The sequence below is a fragment of the Collimonas arenae genome (genome assembly GCF_000786695.1).
Taxonomy (GTDB): Bacteria; Pseudomonadota; Gammaproteobacteria; order Burkholderiales; family Burkholderiaceae_D; genus Collimonas; species Collimonas arenae_A.
In genome coordinates this window covers 4,537,557-4,549,718 of the sequence record NZ_CP009962.1, presented here as the reverse complement: position 1 = coordinate 4,549,718, position 12,162 = coordinate 4,537,557, and the positions used below count along the sequence as shown (strand labels likewise).

General features: G+C 56.2%; 13 protein-coding genes. 6 read left to right on the top strand and 7 right to left on the bottom strand.

The annotated features are described in order from the left end of the window. The first annotated feature begins 9 nt into the window (after positions 1-9). The 6 genes from lptF to LT85_RS26750 all read left to right on the top strand — a co-directional run bounded on the left by lptF (position 10) and on the right by LT85_RS26750 (position 4,941). Positions 10-1,149 carry an LPS export ABC transporter permease LptF gene (lptF, locus tag LT85_RS20030; protein ID WP_038496933.1) on the top strand — a complete coding sequence of 380 codons (1,140 nt, stop codon included), beginning with the start codon at positions 10-12 and terminating at the stop codon, positions 1,147-1,149. Then, entirely contained in the window at positions 1,146-2,279 is a 1,134-nt protein-coding gene (gene lptG / locus LT85_RS20025) for an LPS export ABC transporter permease LptG (RefSeq protein WP_038492446.1), read from the top strand. Before lptF ends, lptG begins: the two co-directional genes overlap by 4 nt. Before the next feature lie 41 nt (positions 2,280-2,320). Further along, a complete protein-coding gene (locus LT85_RS20020) occupies positions 2,321-2,716 on the top strand; it encodes a sirohydrochlorin chelatase (protein ID WP_038492443.1) in 396 nt (131 codons plus the stop codon). A gap of 807 nt (positions 2,717-3,523) precedes the next feature. After that, positions 3,524-3,928 (top strand): hypothetical protein, encoded by a 405-nt coding sequence (locus LT85_RS25610; protein ID WP_052135342.1) that lies wholly within the window; start codon positions 3,524-3,526, stop codon positions 3,926-3,928. Positions 3,929-4,379: 451 nt separating this feature from the next. Continuing rightward, positions 4,380-4,598 carry a hypothetical protein gene (locus LT85_RS20010; protein WP_038492440.1) on the top strand — a complete coding sequence of 73 codons (219 nt, stop codon included), beginning with the start codon at positions 4,380-4,382 and terminating at the stop codon, positions 4,596-4,598. A gap of 166 nt (positions 4,599-4,764) precedes the next feature. Next, positions 4,765-4,941 carry a hypothetical protein gene (locus tag LT85_RS26750; RefSeq protein ID WP_156117592.1) on the top strand — a complete coding sequence of 59 codons (177 nt, stop codon included), beginning with the start codon at positions 4,765-4,767 and terminating at the stop codon, positions 4,939-4,941. A 27-nt stretch (positions 4,942-4,968) separates the two neighbouring features. On the opposite strand, the gene cobA is transcribed toward LT85_RS26750, so the two are convergent. The 7 genes from cobA to LT85_RS19975 all read right to left on the bottom strand — a co-directional run bounded on the left by cobA (position 4,969) and on the right by LT85_RS19975 (position 12,035). After that, entirely contained in the window at positions 4,969-5,769 is an 801-nt protein-coding gene (gene cobA / locus LT85_RS20005; protein WP_038492437.1) for a uroporphyrinogen-III C-methyltransferase, read from the bottom strand. Positions 5,770-5,800: 31 nt separating this feature from the next. Beyond that, positions 5,801-7,129: a sulfate adenylyltransferase subunit 1 gene (locus LT85_RS20000; protein WP_038492434.1), complete on the bottom strand. Its 1,329-nt coding sequence runs from the start codon at positions 7,127-7,129 to the stop codon at positions 5,801-5,803. Then, positions 7,129-8,064 (bottom strand): sulfate adenylyltransferase subunit CysD, encoded by a 936-nt coding sequence (gene cysD, locus LT85_RS19995; protein ID WP_038492431.1) that lies wholly within the window; start codon positions 8,062-8,064, stop codon positions 7,129-7,131. The genes LT85_RS20000 and cysD overlap by 1 nt, the downstream gene beginning before the upstream one ends. Before the next feature lie 31 nt (positions 8,065-8,095). Next, on the bottom strand, positions 8,096-8,839 hold the full coding sequence (locus tag LT85_RS19990) for a phosphoadenylyl-sulfate reductase (protein ID WP_038492429.1): 744 nt from the start codon (positions 8,837-8,839) through the stop codon (positions 8,096-8,098). Between the two features lies 1 nt (position 8,840). Beyond that, positions 8,841-9,386, bottom strand: a complete 546-nt coding sequence (locus LT85_RS19985; protein WP_038492426.1) for a DUF934 domain-containing protein — start codon at positions 9,384-9,386, stop codon at positions 8,841-8,843. Further along, complete coding sequence (locus LT85_RS19980; RefSeq protein WP_038492423.1) at positions 9,364-11,058, bottom strand: nitrite/sulfite reductase; 1,695 nt, start codon at positions 11,056-11,058, stop codon at positions 9,364-9,366. The genes LT85_RS19985 and LT85_RS19980 overlap by 23 nt, the downstream gene beginning before the upstream one ends. Positions 11,059-11,261: 203 nt before the next feature. Next, positions 11,262-12,035, bottom strand: a complete 774-nt coding sequence (locus LT85_RS19975) for a sulfite exporter TauE/SafE family protein (protein WP_038492421.1) — start codon at positions 12,033-12,035, stop codon at positions 11,262-11,264. Positions 12,036-12,162 lie beyond the last annotated feature (127 nt).

Here is a 12,162-nt window from a genome sequence, read left to right as displayed (position 1 = left end):
TATTCCCCAATGATCTTTCAGCGCGCACTACGTCGCGAATTAATTAGCACCGCCGGTGCCGTATTTACTACGCTCTTCACAATTATCGTCACGGTAATGCTGATCAAGATTCTGGGACAGGCCGCCGGAGGACAGATCGCGTCGCAGGACGTGGTCGCCCTGATCGGCTTCCAGTCCCTCAACTACATGCCGATTCTGCTGATCCTGACGGGTTACATATCGGTGCTGCTGGTGGTCACGCGCAGTTATCAGGACTCCGAAATGGTAGTCTGGTTTGCCTCAGGCCAGAGCCTGGTGCGCTGGATCCGGCCGGTGCTTGAGTTCGGCTTGCCGATCATTATCCTGACCGCCCTACTCAGTTTCGTGGCGACGCCCTGGGCCAACAACCAGAGTGCGCAGTACCGCGAACGCTTTGAAAAGCGCGAAGATATTTCCCGGGTTTCACCCGGCAAGTTCCAGGAATCGGCGGCGGCTAACCGGATTTTTTTCGTTGAAGGTATTTCCGGCGACAGCACCAAGGTCAAGAATGTTTTTGTGAATACCCAGCAGGATGGCAAGAACAGCATCGTGGTGGCGAAGGAAGGCAATGTTGAAATCGACAAGAACGGCGATAAATTTCTAGTGTTGTCGAAGGGGCGGCGCTATGACGTCCTGGCTGCACAGAACGAATTCCGCCAGATGGAATTTGAGCGTTATGGCGTGCTGGTAGCCAGCAGTTCGCAAGCCGAAAATGGCGACCGGTCCGCGCAGGCCTTGCCGACAGTGGATTTGCTGAAGAATCGCAACGGCTTCAATATGGGCGAGCTGCTATGGCGCCTGTCGTTGCCGCTGATGGCGTTGTGCCTGATGCTGCTGGCGATACCGCTCAGTTTCGTCAATCCGCGGGTAGGGCGTTCGGCCAGCTTGCTGATTGCTCTTTTACTGTATGTTTCCTATAGCAATATCACCAGTATTTTCCAGGCTGCGGTGGTTCAGGCGCGTCTGTCTTTTGGTATCGCCTGGTGGCCCATGCATTTGGTCGTATTGATCATTGTCGGCTTGCTGTTCCTATGGCGGCTCAATGTGAATAGTCGCTTCCATCCCTTGGTGATGTGGTCTGCCGTGAAGCATGCGCGTCTGATAAAAACTAAAAAACCGGCGGCGACATGAAGGTACTGCAACGTTATTTTACTTCCGAGATTGTGCGCTCGGTCTTGTTTACCCTGGCGGCGTTCCTGGCGCTGTTTGCATTCTTTGACCTGACCACCGAACTGAAATCGGTCGGCCATGCCGGCTACAAGTTGCAGCATGCGTTCCTGTTCGTGATGCTTGGTTTGCCGAGCTACGCCTATGAGCTGATGCCGATTGCGGCGCTGATTGGCACGATCTACACCTTGTCGCAAATGGCCGCGCGCTCAGAATTCACCATCATGCGAGTCTCCAGCATGTCGACCATGATGACAGCCAAGATCCTGATCAAGATCGGCTTGCTGTTTGTGGTGGCGACAGTATTGATCGGCGAGTTCGTTGCGCCGAAAAGCGCCGAATTTGCCGAGAAAATCAAGCTGCAGGCCAAGGGCTCTTCGATTTCGCAGAGATTCAAGACTGGCTTGTGGAGCAAGGACGTGATCCGTGCCGACGGCGCCAGCGGCGACATCATCGGTTCGCGCTTTATCAATATCAACGAGATCCGTCCGGATGGCCAACTGGTTGGCGTCAAACTCTATGAGTTCGACCGCAACCTGCATATGACCGGGCTGATCCAGGCCAGTCACGCCGATTATCAGGGCAGCCATGTCTGGCGCCTGGACGATGTGGTGCAGACCGATTTCGTCAACGGCAACTCGACGGAAGACATCACCACCGCGATCGCCACCAAGAAATTTCCGAGCAAGGACCTAGTGTCCGAAATCACGCCGGAGATCTTGTCGGTCCTGTTCGCCGACCCGGACCATATGTCGGCCTACAACCTGTGGGCCTATTCCAAGCATCTGGCAGAAAACAACCAGCATAGCGAGCGTTATGACATCGCATTCTGGAAGAAACTGGTCTATCCGCTGTCGGTATTCGTGATGATGGCGATGGCTTTGCCATTTGCTTATTTGCATTTCCGCACCGGCGGCGTCAGTCTGAAGATCTTTACCGGCATCATGATCGGCGTCAGCTTCCAGCTGGTCAACACGCTGTTTTCGCACCTGGGCCTGCTCAATACCTGGCCACCGTTTTTTACCGCGGCCTTGCCGAGTACCTTGTTCCTGCTGATTGCCATCGGCGCGTTGTGGAAGATCGAGCGGCAATAGCGACGCTCCTGCGCACCGTCTTAAGATCGGATTGAACCCAAATGTCACAGCCAGCCCCGCGCCAAGCACTTATCCTGTTCGCTCACGGCGCACGCGATCCGGCGTGGGCCGCGCCGTTTGAAGCTTTGCAGCAGCTGATAAAGCAACAGCAACCTGCATTGCGGGTCGATCTGGCTTTCCTCGAATTGATGCAGCCGAATTTGCCGGACCTGCTTCAGCAACTGGTTGCTGACGGTATCGGCAAGGTAAGCGTGGTACCGGTGTTCCTGGGACAGGGCGGTCACGTGCGACGCGATTTGCCTGCCTTGATTGCACAGGCTCAGCAGCAACATCCGCAATTGAGCATCACAGTGGCGCAAGCAGTAGGCGAACAGCCGGACGTGTTGCAGACAATTGCCAGCTACTGCAGTTCTACGATTGCTCCTGGCGGGCCATAAGTTCCGGGTTGATATGGCAGGGTGCCAGCTCCCCTTCTCGCTGAAGGCGGCAAATGAAGCTGGTCAATGTAGAGTCTTGACTACTCGCGCAGTGCAGCAAATGAAATCCCTTGCCCCCGACAGTAAATCCGGAAATAGCGGCAGTCGCGGACCATCAGGACCTAGAGCGGCGCATGCAAGTGCTGCCCCCCAACGGTTCGGTGTTGCGCACGTTACACGTAATGAAAATTGCTTCTTACTAAAACAGTAGCTCATGTCAGGAAGATATCTTGATAACGCATAAATTTTATGGAATGTAAAGCTCTTTACTTGACAGAATGGCCAGTTGGAAATATAATCTTTGGCATTGCATCACATGGAGGTCCATATTTTGGACAGTTGTTCTAGTAGTAGCGGTGGATGGGTCCTCAGCCCAGCACTTTACGCATAGCCTTTAGCAGACCTCCGTCAGCTACAGCTTGCGTCTATGCGAGCTGTAGTGTCGTCAATATCCTGGCAAATATTTCTTGGCAGAATCCAAGCAGATAAGCGCCGCAGCGATACTCCCATCCGAATTTTGTAATACCGATTGTTCGCGCTGCCATCTGGCGGATTGCGTACGGCTGTGTATTTCCGGTTCTGGACTGTTTTCAGCTTTGTTGCTTTTAGCCTGCGCATCCTGCGGGCGAGGCGCAATGGTTCGATGACGGCCCAGACGGGAATGCGCGGGTTCGGCTATGACGTGCCAAACAGGCATCTATAGCGTGCGACCCGGTCGTATAGCGTCGTCCGGCATTCGCGGGGAACGGAAGCGGGAAGGAAATCGCCATGCCATTCAATAAACTGCATGCATTTTTTAAAAAACATCGTTCTTCATTCGTCGCCTCGCAGGCGGATCACGATTCGGCCTTGCCTTATCGTATCGTGACCACCTGCCGTGGTTTGGAAGTTGCCCACCTTGAAGAATTGATGCAACGTCTGTTGTCTACCTACGACGTCACTTATCAGGCCAACGAGCCAGCAGTGCAGTCGCACCTGACTGCCATTACAGTAGAGGTGATGTGTTCGGTGCGTGAGCGTGCCGGGTTGGTGCAACTGGTCACGCGTCTGGCGCAGGAAGCCAGTGTTCGCAGCGTGCGTTGGGAAAGTATTCCCAAGCGTTCAGCACGCGCTGCACAGATTGCCTATGAACCTTCCGGGCGCAGTGGTACTCCAACGGCACAACCGGCTTGATCCGTCTTGAGCAGGTCTTTTTGAATCAGGAGCTCTTGAAATGGACTGTTCCAGTTGTCCGCAATTGCGGACCAAAAATTTAGTAACACAGATACTTAGAGGCGGTTTCAAAATTAAGCTGGCTAGGCGCGCCGACGAAGACAGTGCGAGTAGCACGGCTAGGAGCGGATCGCAGCCCCGATGTAACAACGCCAGGTTAATTTTGAAATCGCCTCTTAAGAACCGTAAAGCAATTGTTTGCTTGCAGTGGTCTGATCCAGCCTAGCTATCCTCACTTTTCCCGTGTCGATAGCCAAGCTGCCCAGCTTGCAATCGACTGGCGAATCTCTCTTTTACCGTCGCTGTCGTACGTGCCCCAAACGGCGCGTTGCACAATTGCTTTCCATGATGAATCAGCTTTGCAAAGGCAGTCGCATGGTCGACGCTGGCGAAGCAAGCATGAAGAGGTGAAATGATGACCATTAAAACACTACTGGGCATGGCGCCCGGCAATCGTAACAATGCAAATAACGGTGGCGGCAGCAACTGGACTTTCGGCTGGTCGCCTAGCCAGGCGTCGGCGCTTTCTGCGAAGGCCAAACCAAAGAATCTTAAGCGTGACACCAGCCAGAGCGATCGCGCGGTTGGCATGTACGGCGTCCTGGCGACGCGTGGTTTCAACGGCCGTTAAGACCGGGTAACAAAGATGTAGAACTGGTCTTTGCCGCCATCTCATGTGGCGGCGGGACAGTTGTTATTTAAATGCGGCAGTTTCCTGCTGGTGCGGCATCGGTGGAATTTAGCGGATGCAGGCAATAGCTGGAATTGCAGGAAAGACCGCAAATAAGGAGTAAGAAATGAAATGGGAATTTTTGAATAAAAGAATTGCAGTATTCCTGGTATTGACAGGAGTGGCCGTTGGCCTGGTTAGCTGGATCAATGTTTTGTCACCTGAAGATCGCCTGGAGCAATCGGGCCATGTCTTGCAAAAAGCGCTGGCGCCGGAGTCGCACGTCAAGTCGATTGCCCGTTAAATAGTGCTGGCGCAAGGCCAGCGCTGCTCAGGCAGCGTTCCTGGTCTTGGCCTGATTTTCACCTGTCTGACCAATTTCCAGCGGCTGTTCAGCACGGCTGGCCAAAGCTTCGCCTATCATCACCAGCACAGGCCCATCGCATAGCTGCAGGCCTTGTTCCAGTTGGTCCAACTGCAAGCGCAGGATACGCTGGTTATCACGGCTGCAGTTTTCCACCACAACCACCGGCGTTGCAGCAGAGCGGCCTTGCGCAAGCAGGCGTTGCGCTGTTGCGGCCGCTTCGCGTCCACCCATGTATTGCACCAGCGTGTCGCAGTTCGGCATGTTGACCTGATTCGATTCGCCGGGTGCGGTGCTGGAAGTAAAGAACGCCACGCTGCGTGCGACGCCGCGTTTGGTCAGAGGCTGTTGCGAAGTCGCAGCGGCAGCCAGCGCTGCGCTGATGCCTGGTACTACTTCCACTGCGATGCCATGCTTTTCAAGCGCGCGCAATTCTTCATCGGCACGGCCGAACAACATGGGGTCGCCGCCTTTCAAGCGCACTACCAATGCATATTTGCGTGCATTGTCGACCAGCTGCTTGTTAATGAACTGCTGGGCCGTGGAGAGCTTTCCGCAACGTTTTCCTACGGCAATTTTCACGGCTTGCGGGCAGAGCGCCAGCATATCCTCGGTCACCAAGGCATCGTGCAACACCACGTCGGCCTGCGCCAGCAGGCGGGCGCCACGCACCGTAATCAGATCGGCGGCGCCAGGGCCTGCGCCGATCAGATAGACCTTACCGTAAGGAGAGTGGGTTTGATCGCTGGCTGAGTGAGTGGCTTGCATGGCTGCTGGTCCGGTTGGTAATTGTTTCTGGTCAGTCGAGGCGAATCATACCTGCGGCGACGGTCTGGTGCGTGACTTCGTCGATCAGAATGAAGGCGCCGGTGGCGCGGATTTCATCGTAGGAGTCGGCCGCGATCGCTTGCTGCAGGTTCAATGAAACGCGAGCAATGTCGTTCAGCTTGAGCGACTCTGCCGTACGCCGTTCCTGGGTGTTGATATCAAGCAGGGTATCGATCTTGGTAATGCGCGCGGCAGTTTGCTTGGTGCTGTGCTTCAGCCAGTATTTACGGCGCAGGTCCAGTGCATCTTCCGACAGCCAGCACAGATCGGCGCTGACGGTTTTCAGCAGGGCAGGAGGGCGGTCGACCGAAGTCAGCATGTCGCCGCGCGAAATGTCCAGATACTCATCCAGCAGCAAGGTCACTGACTGGCCGACCACAGCCGACTGCAGCGAGCCTTCTAGCACCAGGATGTCCTTGACGGTCGCGGCCTGGCCGCTGGGTTGAACCACCAGCTTGTCGCCTTTGCTGACCTTGCCTGCTTCGATACGTCCCATATAGCCGCGGAAATCATTGGCTTCATGGCCGTTGTGGCGCGCCACCAGTTGCACCGGAAAACGGAACGGCTCGTCATGCGATTCGTCGTAGACGCTCAGGGACTCCAACAGTTCGATCAGCGTAGGGCCTTTATGCCAAGGCATCTTGTCGCCGGCTACCACCACGTTGTCGCCAGCCAGGGCCGACAACGGAATCGGGCGCACATCGCGCAAACCGAGTTGTTTGGCGAATTCCAGATACGCCGCGACGATGCGGTCATACACGGTCTGGTCGTAATCGACCAGATCCATCTTGTTGACCGCCACCACCACGTGTTCGATCTGCAGCAGATGCGCAATGGTAGAGTGACGCTTGGTCTGGGTCAGCAACTCAACGCTGCCGTCGTCGCCGAATTTTACCTTGGAGACGTCGATCAGGATGATGACGGCGTCCGCAGTGGAGGCGCCGGTCACCATGTTGCGCGTATATTGCTCGTGGCCTGGCGTATCGGCGATGATGAACTTGCGTTTCGGCGTGGCGAAATAACGGTAGGCGACGTCAATGGTGATGCCTTGTTCGCGTTCTGCTTCCAGGCCGTCAGTCAGCAGGGACAGGTCGATCGTATCGCCGACCGTACGCTTGTGCTTGGCGCGCGACATGGCGTCCAGCTGGTCGGCGAAAATGCCCTTGCTGTCGAACAGCAGGCGGCCGATCAGGGTGCTCTTGCCGTCATCTACGGAACCGGCAGTAATGAAGCGCAACAAGCCGCGCTCCAGCGGCGCGTTGCTGGTGTCGGTGTTCAAGGTCTTAACAACGGCGTTCATTAGAAATATCCTTCTTTTTTGCGTTTTTCCATCGATGCTTCCGAGGTTTGGTCGTCCATCCGGGTGGCGCCGCGTTCGGTGATTTGCGTCACGGCCGTTTCGGCAATGATGGCTTCAACGGTAGCTGCATCAGACGCCACCGGGCAGGTGCAGGAAATGTCGCCGACGGTGCGGAATCGCACTTCGCGGGTTTCCACGACTTCGCCTTCTTTCGCCGGCGTCAGGTCGGTCAGCGGCACCAGCAGGCCGTTACGCGGAATCACCTGGCGTTGATGGGCGAAGTAAATCGGCGGCAGTTCGAGTTTTTCGCGGGCAATGTATTGCCAGACGTCGAGTTCGGTCCAGTTGGAGATCGGGAATACCCGCATGTTTTCACCCGGATGAACCCGAGTGTTGTACAGGTCCCAGAGTTCCGGGCGTTGCGCTTTCGGATTCCATTGGCCGAACTCATCGCGGAAGGAAAAAATCCGTTCTTTGGCGCGAGCCTTTTCCTCATCGCGGCGGGCGCCGCCGATGCAGGCGTCGAATTTGTGCTCGGCGATGGTTTCCAGCAAGGTCACCGCTTGCGCCGCATTGCGCGAATCGGTCTTCGGATTGCGCAGGCGCACCGTACCGCGCTTGATCGAATCTTCGACCGAGCCGACGATCAGACGCTCGCCCAGCTCCGCCACACGCTTGTCGCGGAAGGTGATCACTTCTTCAAAGTTGTGACCGGTATCGATATGTACCAGCGGGAAAGGAAATTTACCGGGACGGAAAGCTTTTTCCGCCAGGCGCAGCATCACCACCGAATCTTTGCCGCCGGAAAACAGCAGGGCAGGATTGCTGCATTCCGCAGCCACTTCACGCATGATGTGGATGGCTTCCGATTCCAGCCAGTCGAGGTGGCGGTTGGCGGCTTTGTCCAGGAAAAATTTTTCGACAACTGTGTTCATAGCGGTTCTTGTCTCTTAGTGAAGCGATGATTCAGGCGTTTTTCGGAGCGGCGGATTTGATACGTATCAATTTCCCATCGACTACGTGCAAACCGCATTCTTTCGATTCTGGATTCTCCCACCACCAGCGGCCGGCGCGTACATCTTCGCCTGGCTGGATGGCGCGGGTGCAAGGCTCGCAACCGATCGACGGATAGCCTTTGTCGTGCAGCGGGTTGTACGGCACATTGTTGCTACGGATGTATTGCCAGACATCGTCCTCTGACCAGTCGGCCAGTGGATTGAATTTGCTCATGCCATGTGCATCATCCTGTTCCTGAACATGCAGCTCGGCCCGCGTCTGCGACTGCGCACGGCGCTGGCCGGTGATCCAGGCCTTGTTGCCGGCCAGGGCGCGGTTCAGCGGTTCGATCTTGCGGATGCGGCAGCATTCCTTGCGCATCTCGATGCTGTCGTAGAACGCGTTCAAGCCGTTTTTTTCGACGTAGGCGGCAACCGCTTCCGGCTGCGGCCGGTAAGGCGTGACGTCGTAGTCGTAGGTCTCCTTGATGCGGTCCAGCATGCCCAGTGTTTCGGTGTGCAGACGACCGGTTTCCAGGGTGAATATGGCAATCCGGTCCTGCAACTGATTGCGCAGGATCAGATCGGTCAGCACCATGTCTTCAGCCGCCAGGCTGGAGGCAAATACCGCCGGCGTATATTCCGCGGCGATTTTTTCCAGGGTCGCCTTGGTGGCGGCAACCAGTTCGGGAAGCGACAGGATCGGGCTGTTCATATTAACCCTGGCTCACGGCTTGGCGGTTCACACGGCGGAACAGCGGCGTTTTCTCATCCCACGAAGTCTGGTATTTTTCCGAGAAATCGGTCAGGCCCTTGAGAGCGTCGTGAATGTTCTTGTCCGCGCGCACTGCAAAGGCGTCGAAGCCGACTCGCTGCATGTAGAACAGCTGGTCGCGCAACACGTCGCCTATGGCGCGCAATTCACCGCTATAGGCAAAACGCGTGCGCAAGGTGTAAGCGATCGAATAGCCGCGGCCATCCGTAAATTTCGGGAAATCGACGGCGATGACAGCGAAATGCGCGAGGTCGTCTTTCAACACATCGGCTTGTGCATCGCTGGCGAGCCAGACTCCCAAAGGCGCACGATCTTGCAACAGCGTACGCTGGGCTTGCCAGACGCTGAACGGCACGATGACCTTCCCGGCCGGGATGCTGACGCTTTCAGGTGTTTCACCGTCGCTCAGGCGCAGTACGCTCCAGTCGTCAGCGACGACCGTGCGGTTCTTGATAATTTCAACGTTAGACACAGGCGTCCTCCCCATGGGTGTGGCCGGTCGGAATCGGGCTGGCGTAAACATATTCCTTGAACGGTGCAATCCCAAGGCGCTGTACGGTATCGATAAACAGCTCTTCCTCGGTGCGTTGCTTCACGTAGACATCCAGCAGGCGTTCGATTACGACAGGCATCTGCTGCGACGAAAACGACGGGCCGATGATCTTGCCGATGCTGGTGTTGTTGCCTTGTGCGCCGCCGATGGATACCTGATACCACTCAGAACCGTCCTTGTCGACGCCGAGAATGCCGATATTGCCGACATGATGGTGACCGCAGGCGTTGATGCAACCGGAGATATTCAGTTCGATTTCACCAATGTCATGCTGGAAATCGAGGTTGTCGAATTTTTCGGCAATGGCTTGTGCGATCGGGATCGACTTGGCATTTGCCAGGGAGCAGAAATCGCCGCCGGGGCAGCAGATGATATCGGTCAGCAGGCCGATGTTCGGCGTCGCCAGGCCTTGCGCCTTGACCGCCTGCCACACCGTGAACAAGTCACTTAGCTTGACGTCGGCCAGCACCAGGTTTTGTTCATGGGTGATGCGCACTTCGCCGAAACTGTACTGGTCAGCCAGGTCGGCGACGAAATCCAATTGTGCGGCGGTAATGTCTCCAGGCGGGACACCGGTTTTCTTGACCGACAAAATAACCGCAGCATAGCCGCTTACTTTGTGCGCTTTGACATTGCGCAGGAGCCAGTTGGCGAACGCCTTGTTGTCCGCTTTATGCGCTTCGAATCCGGCATCGCTTGCTGGCAGCGTTGCGTAAGGCGGCGGCACGAAGTATTGCGCAATCCGCTGCAATTCTTCCACGGTCAATGTCGCCGGACCATCCTTGATCTCCGCCCATTCGGCTTCGACCTGGCGGCCGAACTCTTCCGCGCCGAGCGCTTTCACCAGGATCTTGATGCGGGCCTTGTACTTGTTGTCGCGGCGGCCGTATTGGTTATAGACGCGCAGGATCGCTTCGAGATATGTCAGGGCATGTTGCCAAGGCAGGAATTCACGGATCACGCTGCCGATGATGGGCGTACGACCCATGCCGCCGCCAACCAGGAAACGGAAGCCGACTTCGCCTTGCGCATTCTTTACCACATGCAGGCCGATGTCATGTACCGCAGTAGCGGCGCGGTCTTGTTCCGAACCGCTGATAGCGATCTTGAATTTACGTGGCAGATAGGCGAACTCGGGGTGGAAAGTGCTCCATTCGCGGATGATTTCAGCGTAGGGACGCGGATCGATTATTTCGTCAGCGGCAACGCCGGCCAGCTCGTCGGAAGTCGTATTGCGGATGCAATTGCCGGAGGTCTGGATCGCATGCATTTCCACCGTCGCCAGTTCTGCCAGGATGTCCGGCGACTGCTCCAGGTTGATCCAGTTGAACTGGATGTTCTGGCGCGTGGTGAAGTGGCCGTAGCCGCGATCATAGGTGCGGGCAATATGCCCGAACATGCGCACTTGCGCCGACGACAGCATGCCGTAAGGCACGGCGACGCGCAGCATGTAAGCGTGACGCTGCATGTACAGGCCGTTCTGCAAGCGCAGCGGCAGGAATTCTTCTTCCGTCAATTCATCCGCCAAACGGCGGCGTACCTGGTCGCGGTACTGGGCGACCCGTTCCTTGACTATCTGGTGATCGTATTGATCGTAACGATACATCTTTGTCTTCCTTATGGGTTGTGGCTAACGGCGCCACGCCTTTATACGTAGGATTTACGCAAAATTCCGCCAGCGGCGTTATGCCTCCTGGCTGTACCTTCGTACTATCTTCGTCGGCATGCCTTGTTGACGAAATTTTGCGTAAGTCCTAATACACGTTAAAAACAGGTGCGGGAGCTGCCGAAGCAACTCCTTCGATACATTTAGTAAATCAGTTTTACTGCGACGCTGGTCAGCGTTATCGCCAGCAGGCCGCGCAAGAATTTTTCAGGCACTGCGCGCGCGGCCAGCGAGCCCAGCGTGATCCCCGGCACCGAGCCGAGCAGCAGCGAGCCCAACAGGCTCCAGTCGATCGATCCCAGCCACCAGTGGCCGAGCGCGGCGATGGCGGTCAGCGGCACTGCATAGGCAATATCGGTTCCCGCAACTTCAGCCGGCGACAGGCGCGGATACAACAGGACCAGAATGGTGGCGCCGACCGCGCCGGCGCCGATCGACGACATGGTTACCAGCGCGCCGAGCACGATTCCCGCAACAACCGTGGCGATAGTCAGGTTCTTGCCTTGCAGCTGCTTTTCCGGATGGGCGTTCAGCCACAATTGGAGCTTACCCTTGAATAGCAGCGCAATCACAGTCAGCAGCACGGAAATCGCGATCGAGTAACGGATGATCTGCCCGATTTCTGCGCTGATTCCGCCTAAATATTTGAGGGTCAATGCTGTGGCGATCGCTGCAGGCAAAGCGCCCAGCGACAGCAATTTGACGATGTCCCAGCGTACTGTTCCCTTGGAGCGGTGCGCAACCGTACCGGCGACCTTGGTCACTGATGCAAACGCCAGGTCGGTGCCTACGGCCACACTTGGATGGATGCCAAACAGCAGAGTGAGCAAAGGCGTCATCAGCGAGCCGCCGCCGACACCAGTCAATCCCACCAACAATCCGACGGCAAAACCGCTCACTACATAAGAAACAGTCATATCACCTCGTACTAAACACCTCGAATCGTAATAAACTTCACATATATCTCCAACTACAGACTATTTATTTGCTTATATGCGTATTTGATATATGTAAATACAGCAAACGCGCTAGCTGTCGGTGGGG